Genomic DNA, 18419 nt, shown 5'->3' with positions numbered 1-18419 from the left:
AACTGGGCAGATGACAATTATGTCTGGGATGGTGGATGCAGGTAGCCTTTGCGACGAGCGATGGTGTTCATTTTCCGAATCTGTGCAACGGCCTTCACCTGAGAACGTGTCCGACGAGACGATGCAAAAACCACTCTACCCGCCGGGTCATCCATGGAACGCCCTGCTCTGCCCGCCATCTGAACCAGTGAAGCTTCATCAAAGAGACCATTGTCTGCATCCAATATAAAAACATCGCTGCGCGGAATGGTCACGCCACGCTCTAAAATCGTTGTCGTTACGAGCAGACGAATGTCGCGATCACGAAAGGCTATAACTTTGCTAGCACGATCAGGGTCCTGAGATGAGGTTCCTTCGATATGGATTCCGGGAAAAGTACGACGCATCAGGTTCACAAACGTCTCAATCTGGGCAATGCGTGTTACAAAGACAAATACCTGAGCGTCGCGCTCCAATGAAATTTGGATGTTAGTCTTCAAGGCAGAAGGAAGATTTCGTTTCTTAATACATTCAGCAACGGTAACCATCTTGATCAATCTTGGCACGGGCAAAGGATGACGGTGGAAACGTACTGGAACTTTGGCATGAGTTAGTTTCCCCTGTGCTGCTTCCCTCTGGAGCCGAGCTGGCGGTGTAGCAGATAGATAGACAAATCTCCCGTCCGGCTTACAGGAGGATGCTGCCGCGTGAGCGAGCATGGGATCGTTGTGATAAGGGAAAGCATCCAGTTCGTCAATGATGACGAGATCAAACCCCTGATAAAAACGCATCAGTTGATGTGTGGTCGCAAGCGTGAGCTGAGCGTCTTTCCAACGTTCATCACTACCTCCGTAGAGAGTAGCGAGCGAGGTGTCCGGAAAAGCTTTCGCCAGACGCGGAGCTAGTTCCAGCACCACATCCCTGCGCGGCGTAGCGACCAAAGCTCGTCCGCCACGATCCAATGTATGTTGGAGTAGAGGGAAAATCATCTCGGTCTTGCCGGCCCCGGTCACGGCCCACAGCAAGAACCGCCCCGGCCCTTCCCCTGCGGGTGGCCGGGCCAAAAACGCAAGCGCCGTGGCTGCTGCCGCGCTCTGCGCTGCGCTAAGCCCCCACCGGGCGAGCCCGCCGCCGGTGGGGGCCAAGGCCGTGCCACGCGATGCTTCGCCGCGTCGTGGCACGGCCCCTTGCGCTGCACTGCGTAGCAGCAGCGCACAAGCACGGCTGCGCCCTAGCGCGAGGCAAGCCTCGCAGTAGGCGCACGCCGCCAGGCCGCAGGCAGCGCAGGGCACGCGCTGCCTGGCTTCGCTGCCACAGCGGTGGCAGCGGGACGCGCTCCGCGCGCGTCCAAGCCACGCGTGCCGACGGCGCGTGGCAGGCCCTTCGAGGGCGGCTGTGATACTCAGCCGCCCGTGCAAGCGCGCGAGCTGCGCAGCCGCGCGCCAATCCTTTGGCGGCTGGGCGGTATCCGCCAGCAACGCCTCCGCCTCGGCCGCCAGTAATTGGCGGCCGCTGATCCGCTCAGCCAGCAGGGCCGCGTCCCGCTCCAGCTGAGCCCACTGCCCGGCGGGATACGACTCTGGCATCCCGCCTACCAAAGCACCACGCACAGCGACACTCCCCGCTGTGCCCGCTATACCTTTTCTGGCCTCTGTTTCCCCCGAGGCCAGTTCATACACATCCAGCCTCCGTGCAAAATAGCTCTGCCATTCGTACTGCCCCCACCGATCCATACCTCGCTCCATCTCAAAATGTTCAACCAACCAGGATGCCTGGCTTAACGGCACCATCTTATCTAACAGCAACCAACGCAGCACATGTCGCCCACTTCCACCCTCCAGCCACCAAGCCACATCCACTCGAATGTCGATTGATAACATCATGCTCCACCCTTCCCCTACACGGCACACATACAAAGCAACCTTCATTTACTCTCCTCCCCCATCCTACTTTCTCCTAAACGCAAAAAAAGCACATGCCAACCCGGCTGTTCGCCGGAGCATGTGCTTCATGTCCATATTTCATCTTCTTATGATTAATCTACTTATCACTATACCAATTGAATCTCTACATCACAAGATTAGTCACACAACATGATACCATCATACAATTCTGCTAATAACCAGAATCTTTCTATAAAATTGCGAAACTTTTTCCAATCTGAATCGTCTATACTTTTAAATTAAGAGTTCTGACTTCGAAAAGTTTATTTCAGTGCTCATGAACTCACCTTAACCCAGACAATAACCATAGATTGCATAAAAACCCATTTTTAATTTAAAAGCAGACTTGGCTACAATTACAAAAAAAGACTACAGCTTCTGCTGTAATCTTTTCACTGTAGATCTGCGAAATGTTAATCCCATTTTCCGTTCACATATGATTTATTGCTCTGACTCACGCAAATCAATCAGGCGAAACGTGTGATCGGTCTGTGCTACCCGTTCAATATCAGCAGGGACAGCAGGCAGATAAGATGTCTCCATTCCTTGCCTTTGCATAAGCTTTTCAATAATCGTAATCGTTTCCGCTTCTGTACGATCAGCAACAACGGTTAATCTGAAGCTCTTACCACGGTATAATAATTCCCGGCAAAGTTCTCTTACAATGCCTTCGATCCGCCCTGCCTGATTGGAAGGGATGAGCAGGATCTGCTCGAAACCTTCAGATTCCGGACGGGAAAGATGGCGCTGGTGCATGGCATGAACGGCCATTGCCGCCAGGAAGTATATGAGCAGAATCATAGTCAGATGAGCAACCATGGCAACTGCACCTCCTCGGAAGGTCATGCTCACCCATGGCGAACATCCCTGTATACAACAAGTATATGCTGTACTTCCTGAAGGGTTACAATTGCATTTCCTATCACTCATATTCCACGCTGATCGACACCGGACGAAGAAAGACAGGCCAGGTCATTCATTCACGCCTAAGCTTGAACATATGTTCCGCACAACCTTGCACTTTGCTCATTTGCAGTGATAAAGTCCATTAACCCGCAGACCAATCCAACATTCTGGAAAGGGCGCGAGTGAACACCAATCTATACTTCGTCAAGGTTGAATCAACCAATGGACTGACTTACCGTAAGAATACTGCTTTACGAAAAACATAAGGTATTAGAGCGTAACCCAACCATATTTGATCGAATTGATAACAGCTTGTGTACGGTCATCCACTTCCATCTTCTGCAGAATACTGCTGACATGGTTTTTTACTGTTTTTTCACTGATGAACAGGAATTCACCAATCATTTTATTGCTCTTACCTTCTGCCATCAAGCGAAGTACTTCAGCCTCACGACGTGTGAGCGGGTTATTGTCGCCAGCGACAAATTTAACGCCTGCTTCCTTCGAAGCTCCTTCACTCATTGCCCCTGTTTCATTAAGATACGTCATACGACGCAGCTGCATGATCAGTTTGCCTGTTACTTTCGGATGAATGAACGCATGTCCTTCATGCACGGAACGAATCGCATTGATCAGAGACTCAGCCTCCATATCCTTCAGCAAGTATCCGTTAGCCCCTTTACGAAGCGTCTCAAATACATAACTTTCATCATCATGAATGGACAAGATAATTACTTTGACATCAGGGAACAGCTCACGCAATTTCTCCGTTGCCTCAACCCCGTTTTCAATCGGCATGTTGATATCCATCAATACGATATCAGGTTTATCCTGATTGCAGAATTCGAGCACTTGAATTCCATCGCCGCATTCGCCGATGACCTCAATGTCGTCCTCCATATTTAAAATGCGTTTCAGTCCCTCACGGAACAGCTGATGATCATCAGCCAAAAGAACTTTAATCGATGCTTTACCAGTATCACGGTTTTCCATCATCCTGCTACTCCTTTCCCTTATCCACGTTTGTCGGGATATGAATCACTATTTTGGTTCCTTGATTTTCTCCGGATTCAATCTCTATTCTTCCTTCTAACAGTTCAACCCGTTCTCTCATCCCAATCAGACCGAAGTGGGTATGATCCTTGCTTTTCTTCGCAAGAAGCTCCGGTTTGAACCCAAGCCCATTGTCCTGAACGACAATTTTGACGAGCTGAGCCTGGTATGTAATTTCCACTACAACATAAGTGGGATAAGCATGCTTTGCAGCATTCGACAGACCTTCCTGCACGAGGCGGTAGATCGCTGCCTCCATCGCGGAAGATAAACGGTGTTCCTTACCTCTTGTTTCAAAAAGCGACCGGATTTTCGTTTTTACCTCAAAATCCTGCACGTACTTCCGAAGCGTTGGAATCAGTCCCAGATCATCCAGTGCCATAGGACGCAGATTGAAAATAACTTTTCTCATTTCTTCAAGACTGGAACGAACCTGGCCTTTCAAATCTACTATTTCGGCCTGGACCATCTTAAAATCCTGCTTAATGAGCATTCTTTCTACAATTTCCGTCCTAAGCACTAGATTGGCGAGCATCTGCGCAGGCCCGTCATGAATCTCACGAGCAATACGTTTCCGCTCTTCTTCCTGGGCCAAAATTATTTTCAAACCAATCATTTGTCGATTTTTGGCTGATTCGATGATCCGGGTCACTTGACCCAGTTCACCTGACAGGTACTCGAGTACAACACCCATCTGCGAACCGATGGTCTCGGCACGCTCCACAGAAGCTTCCACATTTTTGGCACGCTTCTGCAGATCATCCCGACGAGCCTTCAGATACATTTCCTTCTCACGATAAATCATCAGATCCAGCTGCAGCTGTGTTGCTTTCTCGTACGCCTGCTTGATATCATGCTCGGAATAACGGACAAAGTCGCGGCTAACCTCAGTCAGCCGGATCCGGGAACGGCGGTAGTTCAGCTCCAATTGATCTACTTTCTCGATCGTTTCCGCCGTCTCCTTCAGTACCGACTTTAACTCCTCGTTGAGTGTTTTCAGCTCATCACGAGTTGCGTCCATAATTTCGAACATTTGATATTTGCTGTTTTCCATGACTTGTATGGCGTTTTTAATGACGCGGTCTATGGCATCGGCTTGTAAATCCACGTTTGTTCGACTCCATTTCTATCGTTTCCGGTATATATCATACCATATCACGATGAGATGGTAACGGTCTTCGTTTTCTGTTCCCATTTTACAGTCAGACCAAGTTGCTCGGAAACGAGTCTTAACGGGACTAAAGTCCTACCACCCGTTACGTATGGTGCAACAGTTGCGCTCTGTCTTTTACCATTCAGAATGAATTCTTTCTGCCCTACAACCAGATCAATCAGCTTGCCACCACGTAATACCGTGATCCGCTGATTTTTGCTATCCCAGCTTGCCTGACCTCCAAAAGCATCTAAAACATGTTTGATTGGCACATACGTCGTACCATTTTTCAGGACCGGTGCTGCGTCAATCGCTTTTTTCGTTCCATTCACCGTCATCGATTTCTGTCCAAGCACAAGCGAAGCTGTACCCGTAGGCAATCCAACTTCACTGGACTTGGAAGGCATCGTGAATGCGATGTTGTCAAAAGCAACCGTACCTGATTTCGCACGCTCATCCTGACCTTCTTCCACGTTCACCACATAGACCCGCTTCAGCTTCGCCGGATAGGCGATGTTCAGTCCGTTCAGGTCCACACTCAGCTTCTTCCACCCGTTCCAGTCAATCGCCTTGGCGAGATCGGCATATACCGTTTTGCCATTGGCATCCGTGAATTCGGCACGCAGCCAGTTCAGGCTCTTATCTCCCATAACATCCATGGACATTGATGTAGCTGCTGCAGATACCTCTTTACCCGTGGAACCGTTCAGTTGTGCATATGCATACATTTTTCCTGTTCCAGCAGTCATATCATAATCGAGTTGCAGCACATTGGAGCCAGCTTTTTCACCAGTTCCTGCAGTAACAGTTGCCGAACCAGTCACACCCGCTGCGTTTGTCGTGAAGTTGATCGGATAATTCACGTTCTCGAAATTCTCCCAGATCGTTTCGCTGGCAGAAGCCGAGAGGACTACGACTGTGCTGTAACCATCGTAACGACCAATCGCATATCCCACTTGTGCACCAGAATTGACGGAAGATACGGTTAATTGGTCAGCAGTAACTTTACCTTTGAATCCGATAAATTCCCATGTCAGCGAGTCTGCCGGAACCGTAACACTTTGTCCGCTCTTCGTTGTTGCCGTTACCGGAATGGACATCGTTGTGCCTGCTTTGAGCGAACCGAGACCTGATCCTGCTGTCAGGGAAGCCAGTTCACTTCCACCCAATACCGATACTTTGATGGAGGATGAAGCTCCATTGCTCGTTGCCGTCAGCGTTGCTGTGCCTGGCTTCACGCCTTTGATTGTGCCGTTGCTTACACTCACGATGCCGTTGTTGCTGGACTTCCAAGACATACTGATATCGCCTGTTGCAATCGGGTTGTAGTAGGTGTCATATCCTTTGGCTGTGTACTTGCCCTCTTGTCCCACCAGCAACGTTTGGCTGCCACTTACAGCAAAGCCCTTCAGTGTACCTACAGGAGCCGTAGAGAACACACCCAGCGTGTTTACAACCTGACGTTGCTCGGTGCCATACTCTGTGTTAAACGTCAGACCGGCGGTTTGCTCACCTAACGGACGGGTTACCATTGTTGTGGAGCCGCCTCCGTCCAGGTTCATGCCTTTCCAGACACCCACACTGGTCATAAAGGATTGCAGTTCCGTCAGCGACATCCCGCTGCTGTTACTGTTTTTCTCCGCTGCAATGATATAGACATACCGACCATCCTGGGAGTATCCTACTGCCGTTCTTGCACGAATACCACCGATGCCGGAAGATGCGATATCACGGGAGAAGGATGCTGCCTTTCCACCGTTCACAAGAATCGTATGACCGCCAATCATCATCTCCAGATTACTTGGATCGACCGATTGCCCGGTTGTTTTGGCTTTCAGCTTGTAATCCGCATCCAAGGTTTGCCCAACGGATAGATGACTCATGATCCATGTCGCCGCTGTTCCATGCGCACGCAAAATGTACCCATCCTGCGGCACCGTCATGTTTAACGCTTTTTTATCCGAGATTTGGGTAATTACTCCGTTCTGCACGAGTACCTCTGTTGGCGTTGTGGAAGGGTCATTTGGACGTTTGGTGGATGTCCATGCCGGTGTATAAATATACATCGAGTTGGCATGACTATATTTCACCGCACCCGACTCTACTGTATAATCCTCTTTATTTATCCCACGCAAAGCAAAGGTTGAACCATCCTGTGCCTTCACGGTTCCGTCAAAAGAATACTCATCGATCATCGGCTTGCCATCCTTGGTCACCGTGAGGGCATACATGCCTGACAGTTCGGAAGGTGTGGAGACCAGTACGCCATCGGAGACCTGTCCACCAATGGGCGCGAGCTCCCCGGATACATTGAAGTAATCGCCATTCACAGCAGCTACTGCACCATTTTCCTTAGCCATGGCACCTGTGCTCTGTTTACTGTTCAGATTACCGCCCTTGCCTGTCATCACATCCAGCTTCACATAAGGGTTCTGTAGATCCACCTGAATTACATCTGCCAGTACGTTGACCTTGGAACCGGAACGTGTTGTTGTATATCTGTATTTCATGAGCTTCGCACCCGAAGTCAGAATTTCTTCACTCAACTTGCTTGTATTCGTAGATGCCGCTGCGGCCACCGATTGCCACGAAGTGCCTGACCACATCTGCCCACCTGCGCTCATCACCGGTGCAATCCAGATCACACCCGCCAGCGTCACAATTGCCCATTTCTTCACCTTACTGCCCTTAACGTCTTCCAGCTGTTTCCCATGTTTCCCCAGCATGTCTGAAACGTCTCTCCCATCTTGTATATCAATCTTAGACATCACGAACACTGCCAAGTAGGCAGCTGATAGCGAGATCTCTAGTATACTCTTCTATTAATAGACTGCTTTTTGGGGAAAAAGTTACGCCCCCAGCTAACTTTGAGGGGATTCTTGGCAAAAAGAAACCCATGTATGCAATTAGCTACTCATACATGGGAATTATCTGTATACTGATATTCGTTATATTTTCAATTTAACTCTGGGAAATGAATTTCGGGTAACATTCGATTGGGGTCCTCTTCGTTCTCACTAATGTCATGATCATAACTATAATTCCAGTGCCCATTGGCGTAATCGAGGTAGATCAGCGCCTCATACATAGAATGGTTCTGCTCTATGTTCTCTGAGATGTAGCTCCATTCCAAGGTTGCATGAACAACAGCTTGCTTCTCCCCAAGAAACACGACTCGTTCATTAGACATATGATACGTAGTGTCTCCATACTCAAAGGAAGCTCTTGTAATGTGGTCCCATGTTCTCCATTCATCAACTGCATTTGCGTTAATTCGTTCAATATCATATGGTGAAGTATATTTATACGTTAAATCAAAGTCTTTCTGATTAAACGCACTATAATATTGCCTGAGGTCAGATAGGATATTTTGTTGCTTCTCATTAAAATTCTCTTTTATCGTATGTACAGATTTATCGATATCTTCTGGAAGCGTAGTAATACTGGAAAGATATCGATCCTGAAGAATCTTCCACTGATTGTTCTCCTTTATAACTCGAAATACGACCTCATGTTGATCATTTATTACCTGATTATTATGAATATAAGTAACGTACAATAATGCCTGGTTCGCAGATTCGTATGTAATGCTTGTTATAACAACATTGTAGATTCGATCAGGGATTTCTCTTTCTTGGGGTGCAATCCAACTCTCAGTCAGATAAAATCTCTGCATATGGTTTGAAGCTAGTAGTTTTACAGTAAAAGCTCTATCATACGCCCTCACCAGATCGAGAATCGCTTGTTCTTGACCATAGCCGTACGCTACCATTCGCGCAGTGTTTGCTTTTCGATCATAAGCCACCGAATGTTTTGTATACCAAGCAGCAAATCGAATAGGAAGATAGAATTTCCCATCAATGAGTATACCTGGTTTTTCCAACTCAATATATCCTTCCTTATCATCAGAGTATCCTACATCTGGTATAAAATATGTCTCCGAATGATCCGTTCTAGCAAAAATTTCACGACTTTCTATTGAGTAGTCCGCTCGGTACCCCATTAGTTGAATAAACTCTCGAAATGGAACATACACCGTCCCTGATTTTGTTATCAGTTTAATGTCTGTAAGCTTTTCATTCACGTACAGTTGTATGGGTTCTTTATTATTTTGAGCATAAACCAATGATGGTATGGATATTAAACCTACAGCAAAGAAGAATACTAGTATTTTTTTGAGCAAATCTACACCCTCTATCCATGAAATTCATGATTTATGATATTAAAAAGCGAAACCAATCAGTTGAACTTATTCCCCTGATCGATTTCGCTTCACTAAGACAAAAAAGCTAATTACTATTACAGATATTCCAACTTATCCAAAACCCGTTTCAACATCACTGCTGCCTGAGCGCGAGTCGCGTTCCCTTGGGGTTCGAATGTTCTCGCTGTCATGCCTTGAATAATTCCCTCTTGCACCGCTTTGGCAACAGAATCCTTGGACTGAATTTTATTGCTATCCTTGAACTTGGACAACGTCGAAGTAACGGAGGATTGAAGTGAGACTGTTTTACCACCGTAATTCATCGCCCGAACCATCATAATAGCCATTTGTTCCCGAGTGATTTCACTTTCCGGTTTGAATGTACCGTCCGTGTTGCCTGTAATAATCCCGGCTTCTGCCGCGGCACCAATGTAGGCACTGGTCAGATCACCACCACGAATATCACGGAAACGACGCGCAGCAGTCTGATCTCCTTTCAAACCAAGACCTTTGGCTACCAATTCGGCAAACTCGGCACGCGTTATTTTCTGATTGGGTCCGTAATAGGAGCCGTTCGTAGCCCCAATGATCCATTTGGATGACAATTCTTTGATGACTGCACCTGCCCAATGACTGGAGGTATCCTGATAGCTCACGGAATGAGTGACAGGCACGATGGTCTGGTTACCGTTCAGTTGTCCTTTAACAACCACTCCTCCTGTTGTACTCGCAAACGTATGCGGCACATTCGCCAGGATCAGTGTAGTCGGATCAATATACGTAAACCCGGAAGTCGCTGTAGGTGTGTTTACTGGCAACTGCATCGCGAGCTGGCTCTTGATATTTTGTTCTACCCGTTGATTCGTATTTCCACTAAACGCAGATAGGTAGATGTCTGTAACATTACCGAGTTTCTGTGCTCCTGCAACGGCCAGCATTCCATCTATCGTACCTGAACTGGAGACAGGAACCGTCTCCACCTGTACATAGAAGTAGGAGGCATCCGTGTTGGTTGTGTTTCCCCCTACAGCTTGACTCATTGCGGATACATTCAGAGTGGAAAGTGGGACCATCCACAGACGATCACCATATTTGACACCAATTGAACCTGTACGGTTACTCGATGCAACCTGAGCCAATGTATTCAGCGGGAACCCTACATAAGCCGACGATTCGCTGGCAGGAACTTCAAATACAACAGGTTGTGTTGTTTTGCCAGTCGTTGTTGCGTACTGGAAGGCCTGCAAAAGCTTAGTACTATCAACATTGAACTGACGAGTAGAGCGATTGTTGCGTGACATCATGGAAGCTGTAGCTGCCGTATCCGTACTCATCACAAGCAGAGCTTGTCCATAACTTGAAGAGTCTTGTTCTGTAAGCCAAGAAGGACGGCTGTTCGTCTGGTTGCCTGTCGAGCTGCTACCATTTTGTTGCAGGGGAAGCGGCCCAAAAGCAGCAATGGTGTTGTTCAACGCATCACGTAGCGGAACTGCCCCCGGAGTATAGCTAACCGTACCTGTCTGTCCTGCTGTTGCCGAATTCGAAAGATTAAGTGTCACAATAGAACCTGATATCGAAGCATTTAGAACATTTGTTGTTGTTCCTCCAAGCTGTACACTAAACTGTGAAGCAGTTAGAGCCGTCTGAGCCTGAAGCGCATCTCGAAAGTTAATATATACTTTGTCCCCTTGAAGAGTAGCCGACAATATTTTCCCGTTACCAAAGGTATATTTTACTGGAGCCAGATTAACGTATCCCGCAGGATTATTGTTTAGATCGGTTAACCGCAGGGTACCTGGCACATAAGAAAAGGTTACGTTTTGAGTACTGGCAACTGTGTTGGCCAGCGTTAATGTAATCATATCATCCTCAATCTCGGAATCATTGACAAATACGGCTTTACCATCTACCAATACGGAATATTGGCTCTTGAGTGGTTTGTTCGTCCGGCTCAGCGGCTCATTATATCTGATCCACATCGTCGTACCACTCACTTCTGCACTCTTGAACTCGGGTGGTTTCGTATCAATACTGTTACGTACATAGAACCCGTTGAATCCAGCAAGAGCTTGACCACGACTGTCTTTCACTGGCCATGTTCCTGGCGCATAGGATACTTGTACCACTTCACCATTCTGGATGGAACGACTGAGATTGAGCGTTACCAACGAACTGTTATTGGTGGACATGCTGCTGATGCCCACCGCTGACCCATCTGCTGTAACACTGAATTGTCTCACCGCATCACTAGAGTTAATATAAACGGTCTCTGGATAATACAGACTGATTGTATTGTAATAAGCTGTACCTTCGCGCGGTTTCGACATAATGGAATCGAGACTGTTCTCTACATCTCTCGCTCCGAATGCTGGAGCCGCGTTAAGAGACAAATCCTGAATTTTACGTGTTCCTGTTCCCGGTGCATAGGCAATGCGGACAACTTGCCCTACAGCTACACCTGTATCCAGAACAACATACACACTGTCTCCAGAAACATAGGAAGAACTTACATTCCGGTTCTCTCCGTTAACCGTCACTGTGAAGCTGGAAGCAAACGGATCAAGGCTGGAGAGCAACTCATCATACGTTAATCGAATGATCGTATTGCTGTACATTTTGGCTGTTTTCAGTACAGGTGGTGTTGTGTCTACGGTCAGTGTTCTAAAGGTCCACGATGTGGCTCCATTCAAGCCAGTAAACAGATTTCCCGTTTGATCCCGGAACACATTTGCAGGAATATCAATCGTATACGTTGTGTTACTTGTCAGCGTGGTTTGCGGGATAATACGTAACTGTCTAGGGTTGGACGTACTAATTAATGTCGTCGAAGCCACAATCCCGCCGTTAGCATTCTTAACCGTAGCTGAACTTGCAAAATTCCGGTCCAGGTCTTTGTTGAATGTCAACGTAAACTCATTCGTGAGTGATACGCCTGTTGCTCCGTTTGCAGGAGACAGGGTGGTTACGGTTAATGCGGTGGGATCGGATATCACATTGAACCCCCATGTAGTTCGCTGAATGGCTCCCGTATCATTGTTCAGGTCATCACGCAAAAAACCTTCCGGCACTGCTATGTAAATCGTGCTGTTATTCGCCCAATTGTTCACTGGATCAATCGTCACCGTTGTTCTCGCCGTGTTGAAACTAATTCGGCTTGAATTGGCATCGATTTCTTCCAATAATGTACTACCACTATAGATCTGAAGCTTGCCTGCACCGACCTTCATTGCCCGATCATACGTTAGCTGGATATTGGCTGAAGGAGATACATTGGATGCCGCATTAAGAGGTGACTGCCCTGTTAATCGAGCTGTACTAACTCCTGTTGTGCGGAATGTCCACTCTTTGTTCAATCCCTCAACCGGTTGACCGTCCCCATATGCGAAAGACTGGCTACCGATCGTAACATAGAATGACCCTCCAGGCAAAGCCACAGGAAGCTGGATTTGCACACGTTTCCCCAAAGCTGCATCAATAGCAGCATCATCTGCAATGACAGTCACAGCTGCATTCGCTACGGAAACTTTTGTTACGATTGAGTCATCCTGAGCTCTGTAAACAGTAATTTCCTCAGTAGAAGCGTCGATTTTCTTCACTGGCTTAATAAAATCAATCGTCAGTGGTGCTGATCCACTTGCCTGTTGTTCGTTCACAGCAGGTGACGTTGTACTAATCCCTTTCTCCTTCAACTCATCGGCGGCATACACGGACTCTACTCCTACCCATCCGGCGAGTATCCCTTGAGTGACTAACATCAAAATCATAAGACTAGCCAATCCCTTGCGGGCCATTTTTTTCACAAACACCCAACCTTCCCCCTTATCTCAATATCCTAATTGTCTGATATACAGACCTCTATATTTATGTCGGTCAGAGGGAGATTTTCAATTAACAAAATGGAAATGTATGGTTCTTAATTTTGTAAAAAGATGCAAAAAGCCCCTGATTCCATAGCGGAATCAAGGGCTCATTGGAAGACCATATAGCGTTAGCTAACTTACAGACCTGCTTGAGTTTTCAAAAGGTCTACTTTGTCCACTTGCTCCCAAGGTACATCCAGGTCTGTACGGCCGAAGTGACCGTAAGCAGCGGTTTGTTTGTAGATTGGGCGACGCAGATCCAGCATACGAATGATGCCAGCCGGACGAAGATCGAAGTTGTTGCGTACAAGCTCAACCAATTTCTCGTCGCTGACTTTGCCAGTTCCGTATGTATCCACGTTGATTGATACCGGGTTGGCTACACCAATCGCGTAAGCGAGCTGGATTTCCACTTTATCTGCAAGTCCTGCAGCTACGAGGTTTTTCGCTACGTAACGAGCCGCATATGCTGCGGAGCGGTCTACTTTTGTTGGATCTTTACCAGAGAACGCACCACCGCCGTGACGTGCATAACCGCCGTAAGTATCTACGATGATTTTTCGTCCCGTAAGGCCTGCATCTCCCTGAGGTCCGCCAATAACGAAACGTCCTGTTGGGTTAATGAAATATTTAGTCTGCTCATCCAGCAATTCAGCTGGAACAACAGGCAAGATGACATGTTCTTTGATGTCTTTTTGGATCTGCGCAAGTGTAGTCTCTTCAGCGTGCTGAGTAGACACCACGATTGTATCCACACGTACCGGCTTGTCACCGTCGTATTCAATTGTTACTTGCGTTTTACCATCCGGACGAAGATATTCCAATGTACCGTTCTTACGCACTTCCGCCAGACGGCGTGCGATACGGTGGGACAATGCGATTGGCAAAGGCATAAGTTCCGGTGTCTCGTTCGTTGCAAAACCGAACATCAGACCTTGGTCACCTGCACCAATGTTTTCTGTTTCACGAGCGACTTGTTCCGGGTCACGATTCTCAAGCGCTGCGTTAACGCCTTGGGCAATATCAGCGGACTGCTCATTTAGAGATGTCAGAACTGCACAAGTGTTATAATCAAATCCGAATTTGGCACGTGTGTAGCCAATATCCTTAATTGTATTACGAACGATGGACGGAATGTCCACGTATTCAGAAGCTGAACTGATTTCACCGATGACAAGCACTAAGCCTGTGGCTACGGAAACTTCGCAAGCTACACGAGCATTGGGGTCGTTTGCGAGAAACGCGTCCAATACGGCGTCTGAGATCTGATCGCAGATTTTATCCGGATGTCCTTCAGTTACAGACTCCGATGTAAATAGATGCCGGCCTTTAACAGACATGAAGTTTCAACCTCCCATAACTAGTAGTATGGCGATTGCCCGAACAAAACATGACAGCGATTCGTTCACTGTACCCTCGAAGCTTTCCAAAAAGGAATAAGGACGCGGAGTCCGCAGTACCGAAGATAAGGATTTTTCAGGTAATTGCCTCAAACGAAAATCAACCTTTCCCTAGTGGAAAAGGTTGCATACCTCAAGTGCCATCTTAACGTATTTGTCAAGACGTGTCAAACGAAACGGGGTAAGGAAAATGCCCTATAAGTGCTGCTCTGCCTGACGAATTAGCCTTTTGGTGATCTCTCCACCAACCGATCCATTATCGCGGGAAGTCAGATGTCCCCACCCTTTGTATTGCCCATAAGAGTGATCACTTACTTCACCCAGTTCAGATCCAAATTCTGTATCCGCACCAGCTAAACCTCTGCCACCATAACCCACATTGAGACCAAACTCTGCAGCAATCTCATACTTCATCTGATCCAGCATTTGACGACTTTCGGGTACCACTTTACGATTGCTTCTAGCCATGGTTCCTGCACCTCCATTAATTGATTGTCAACAGTTATAGAGTGAGCAGGAATAAGGTTGGCTAGCCGTATTAATGTTTGTTAGAACTGGGTAATCTGAGCAAATGAAAAGTATGACTAATGAATAATTCCTTTAGCAGCTACAAATCCTATTTCAAAGTATATCCACCACGAACCATTACGGTTAGGCTATATTTGTTTCCTTCCAATACCGTGATTCCACGTCCATCTCTTGGAAAAGAGAGCAGGTGATTGGTCGGCGCTGCCTGTCCATTCGTCAGGTCAATCCCGTCCGTCAGATCCGCTACACCATTCGTACCTTCACTGACGATTACAGCCTTGCCGCTGCGTACAATGAACTCCGCGCCAGACTTGCCGATCAGCTGTTGCCCCGGCTTCACGGTTACGATCTCAACGGCATCAGAAGCGCCTGAGACTAGTGGAGGAAGTGAAGTGTCTCCACCTGTGCTACCGGAGTTCCCGGTTCCTGTAGATCCGGAATTATTACTGGATGAATTCCCAGAACCAGTGCTAACGCCACCACCCAATGCTTTTTGAATCAGCTGGTCAACATAACTCTTCGTTACAACTGGATCGTCTGCTGTTCCTGGCTGGCTTGTACCTGCACCGATGGCTGTATTGCTGTATACCGACCCAACCCACACGCCAACACCAATCGCGAGCGCTGCAAGGGATACTTTCATATAAGGTTTCATGTGAATCATTTTCCTCCTCTGGTAATCTATTAACTTTAACTATAGAGAAAAAATAGGGATGCGACAAGCAAAACCTCGTTTCCGTTGGGGTGGAAACGAGGTTTTGTGGACAAATCTAACGATTATTCGAATATGTGCATTTATCTCAAATCAACAGGTTCTTCCTTCGGAAGCTTGGTCAGGTCATATCCGTAACTTTGCTCTGCAAGACGAATACGTTGTCCCTGGAACTGATCATCTACGCTTAAGCGATACGAACCACCACGCAACTTCTCGAAGAAGCTATCTTCTATGCTCCAGCTCAGTGTCTGGTTGGTTCCCACTTTCAGATCGGTTCCCAAAGTCAGCTCTTTCTCATATGATTTACCTGCTTGGTCCGTCAGAGTGAGGATTAACTTATGCTCGTTCTCACCCATCTCAATCTCTTCATTACGGGATAAGCTGTAATTCATCTCGATCTGTACAGACGAACTGCCTGCCAGATATGCTCTCACACTGTTGGCAGTCCAGGAGTAAGGGTAGAGATTAATATTGGTCAGCGTGCCTTGAACACTAAAGGAAGTTGGCGGTACTTCGAATGCCAGAGCATTCACATAAGCAGTCGCTTCCCCTTCACCGGTTACAAACTTGCTGTCTGCAATACCTTCACCCACAATTAGACGCAGGTCAGAGAAGGTAACGGACTTCGGAATCTTAGCCCAGAACGTAACGATCGACTTCTGACCCGGCCCAGGCAGACGCTCTGCTTGCTTCGCAGTTGCTCTGTAATACTGGCCATCCGATGTTTTGAAGTAACCTACTAGTTTACCGAGACCACTTTGACGCAGTGATTTGTTCGTCATTTCGAATTCGGTATATACGATGTCCGATGACGTTCCCGGATAACGAATCGTTCTCCGCACACCCATTTCGGTCTCTTTATCAGCAGTACCCAAAGTATATGTCTTACCACTTCCAACATAAGATACCGGTGGAATTAATCCGGACGTATTTAACGTAATCCATTCATTCGTTTCTTCCTCACTAACTTTCTCGTTCAGACTAAGTTCCAGACGAGATATACGTAATTCAGAAGGAATCTTGGTCAACAGGTACGCCTCGGTTGTCATGCCGGCTCCAAGTAACTTGCCACTTTGTGTGTAGATTAACTTCTTGTCTCCTTCAATCTCAGCAGAATCAATCATAAACATTGCTTCAAGTTCAGGAAGTTGAACTGTTTTGTTACCTGCATTACGAATAGTCACTTTTGCGGCAATAATATCACTATCAAGCCACGGCAACCGTTGTAACGATCCAAAAGATACACCAAATGTACCTTTGTTATTTTTAATGACCGTTTCGGTCGTCAATCCATCTCCACTGGATACCGATTCAGGAATCGCATAGACACCTACAGGATAGGAGAAAACAAATCCATTTGTTGGAGAAGACGTTGTGGATTCTGTGCTTTCATTTTTGTCTACCGGACTCATTACATACAGCTTGATTTTGCTTGTATTACCATCACCCTGAAGGGTTGTACTTAGCTTAATCGTCTTGATATCGCCTGGGTTCAACTTCAAAGTATCCAGAGCTTTGGTTTCGATCGGATAGACCGTTCCGTCTGTATTCCGTACCTCGAAGGTATATGCCGGCACCTTAATGGCTTTCTTGCCTTCATTCTTTAGCTTCATTTGAAGGTTAAGACTATACTCACCATCATCGATTCGAACTTTGGCAGATTCAAGCAATGTGGACAGTCGTTGTCCTTCAACAGAGATGATATTGGGCTGATTGGCAGCAACCTCTACATTCGTCTTGCTAGCCTCTGGCAATTGCAGAGCAGCAACAGGCAGAACACTCTTCTCTTCACCCTGTTCTTCTACAAGCAACAGCTCAGACTTTTGCAGCTTCACTGACGTAGGAAGAGATGCCATCAGGCTAAGTGCCTTATTGGCCTGTGCCTGAATGCTAACATTCGTACTGTCTTTATCCGGAGTTAAGGGATAGTTCGTACCACTTGGCGTACGTAGAATCCATTTGATATTCGGATTTTCAAGCAATTTATAACTAATATTGTTTAAATTCACGCCAATTTTCACATACTGTTTCTTATCTTCACCTGGAAACACTTTAATACCTGATACTTTCACCTTCACCGCAGAATCACTCAGACGAACCGTCTTTGGTTTTCCTACAGGAGTGGTAATGCTATAGGATGCGGGCACGTTAAATTTACCCAGCGTTCGTTCATAGTTAGCTTGACTGAAATCCCATTTCACAATGAGGAAGTTCAGATCACTGAGTTTCACTTCGCGACCCACTTTCATGACATAGGTCAACTCAACGGTTGATCCCGGCGCGACTGTTTTCTTTTCCTGATCTTTTGCGATTAGTTTAGGTGAGAATGATGTTCCACCCTTTGATTTCACTTTGCTCCAGTAATCGAGCATCATCATTGGAGTACTGTCATTGTTTTTATAAGACAATGTATACGTAACCACATTGCCATCATCCTGTGCCAAGATATTTACGTCTGTTAATCTTACGGAACTTCGCGCTGTCACTTTAACAGCCGATAGGTTACCAAGTGTATGTACAACCTGTTTCGTGGTGGTTGTTGTTTTCTTCGATGTACTGCTATTTGAACTGGTGGCAGACGTTTTATTGGTTGTGCTCGCTGCCATGGCTATGCCAGCTGTTGAACTAATCAACATTGCACTTGCGAGCAAGCTCACAAACATTTTCTTTTGATTCAC

The 18419-nt window shown here is 46.8% G+C and carries 11 protein-coding genes; all 11 read right to left on the bottom strand.

Annotated elements, in window-relative coordinates:
* Nucleotides 1–17 precede the first annotated feature (17 nt).
* The gene (locus tag MKX68_RS14150) at nucleotides 18–1907 is read right to left on the bottom strand and encodes a helicase-related protein (RefSeq protein ID WP_445671073.1); all 1890 of its coding nucleotides are present in this window, start codon (nucleotides 1905–1907) and stop codon (nucleotides 18–20) included.
* A 456-nt stretch (nucleotides 1908–2363) separates the two neighbouring features.
* On the bottom strand, nucleotides 2364–2741 hold the full coding sequence (locus tag MKX68_RS14145; protein WP_036612497.1) for a hypothetical protein: 378 nt from the start codon (nucleotides 2739–2741) through the stop codon (nucleotides 2364–2366).
* A 357-nt stretch (nucleotides 2742–3098) separates the two neighbouring features.
* Nucleotides 3099–3821 (bottom strand): response regulator transcription factor, encoded by a 723-nt coding sequence (locus tag MKX68_RS14140; protein ID WP_026081439.1) that lies wholly within the window; start codon nucleotides 3819–3821, stop codon nucleotides 3099–3101.
* A 7-nt stretch (nucleotides 3822–3828) separates the two neighbouring features.
* A complete protein-coding gene (locus MKX68_RS14135; protein WP_074092506.1) occupies nucleotides 3829–4989 on the bottom strand; it encodes a sensor histidine kinase in 1161 nt (386 codons plus the stop codon).
* A gap of 47 nt (nucleotides 4990–5036) precedes the next feature.
* Nucleotides 5037–7760, bottom strand: coding sequence for a stalk domain-containing protein (locus tag MKX68_RS14130; RefSeq protein WP_340912420.1), 2724 nt, complete (start codon nucleotides 7758–7760; stop codon nucleotides 5037–5039).
* A 230-nt stretch (nucleotides 7761–7990) separates the two neighbouring features.
* Nucleotides 7991–9217 carry a stalk domain-containing protein gene (locus MKX68_RS14125; protein ID WP_340912416.1) on the bottom strand — a complete coding sequence of 409 codons (1227 nt, stop codon included), beginning with the start codon at nucleotides 9215–9217 and terminating at the stop codon, nucleotides 7991–7993.
* A gap of 116 nt (nucleotides 9218–9333) precedes the next feature.
* A complete protein-coding gene (locus MKX68_RS14120) occupies nucleotides 9334–13044 on the bottom strand; it encodes a SwmB domain-containing protein (RefSeq protein WP_340912414.1) in 3711 nt (1236 codons plus the stop codon).
* A gap of 191 nt (nucleotides 13045–13235) precedes the next feature.
* Nucleotides 13236–14438, bottom strand: coding sequence for a methionine adenosyltransferase (metK, locus tag MKX68_RS14115; protein WP_091036339.1), 1203 nt, complete (start codon nucleotides 14436–14438; stop codon nucleotides 13236–13238).
* A 255-nt stretch (nucleotides 14439–14693) separates the two neighbouring features.
* Nucleotides 14694–14966 (bottom strand): alpha/beta-type small acid-soluble spore protein, encoded by a 273-nt coding sequence (locus MKX68_RS14110; RefSeq protein ID WP_340912410.1) that lies wholly within the window; start codon nucleotides 14964–14966, stop codon nucleotides 14694–14696.
* A 148-nt stretch (nucleotides 14967–15114) separates the two neighbouring features.
* Nucleotides 15115–15681: a hypothetical protein gene (locus tag MKX68_RS14105; protein WP_340912407.1), complete on the bottom strand. Its 567-nt coding sequence runs from the start codon at nucleotides 15679–15681 to the stop codon at nucleotides 15115–15117.
* A 140-nt stretch (nucleotides 15682–15821) separates the two neighbouring features.
* Nucleotides 15822–18419 (bottom strand): hypothetical protein, encoded by a 2598-nt coding sequence (locus tag MKX68_RS14100; RefSeq protein ID WP_340912405.1) that lies wholly within the window; start codon nucleotides 18417–18419, stop codon nucleotides 15822–15824.

It is taken from the genome of Paenibacillus sp. FSL M8-0212 (assembly GCF_038004645.1).
Lineage (GTDB): Bacteria > Bacillota > Bacilli > Paenibacillales > Paenibacillaceae > Paenibacillus.
This window is presented reverse-complemented; position numbering and strand designations above follow the sequence as displayed.

Bases quoted from the DNA above. Each gene is read 5' to 3' on its own strand.
- MKX68_RS14140 (WP_026081439.1), bottom strand. From the start codon at position 3,821: ATGGAAAACCGTGATACTGGTAAAGCATCGATTAAAGTTCTTTTGGCT.
- MKX68_RS14130 (WP_340912420.1), bottom strand. From the start codon at position 7,760: ATGCTGGGGAAACATGGGAAACAGCTGGAAGACGTTAAGGGCAGTAAG.
- MKX68_RS14145 (WP_036612497.1), bottom strand. From the start codon at position 2,741: ATGGTTGCTCATCTGACTATGATTCTGCTCATATACTTCCTGGCGGCA.
- MKX68_RS14150 (WP_445671073.1), bottom strand. From the start codon at position 1,907: ATGAAGGTTGCTTTGTATGTGTGCCGTGTAGGGGAAGGGTGGAGCATG.
- MKX68_RS14105 (WP_340912407.1), bottom strand. From the start codon at position 15,681: ATGAAACCTTATATGAAAGTATCCCTTGCAGCGCTCGCGATTGGTGTT.
- metK (WP_091036339.1), bottom strand. From the start codon at position 14,438: ATGTCTGTTAAAGGCCGGCATCTATTTACATCGGAGTCTGTAACTGAA.
- MKX68_RS14110 (WP_340912410.1), bottom strand. From the start codon at position 14,966: ATGGCTAGAAGCAATCGTAAAGTGGTACCCGAAAGTCGTCAAATGCTG.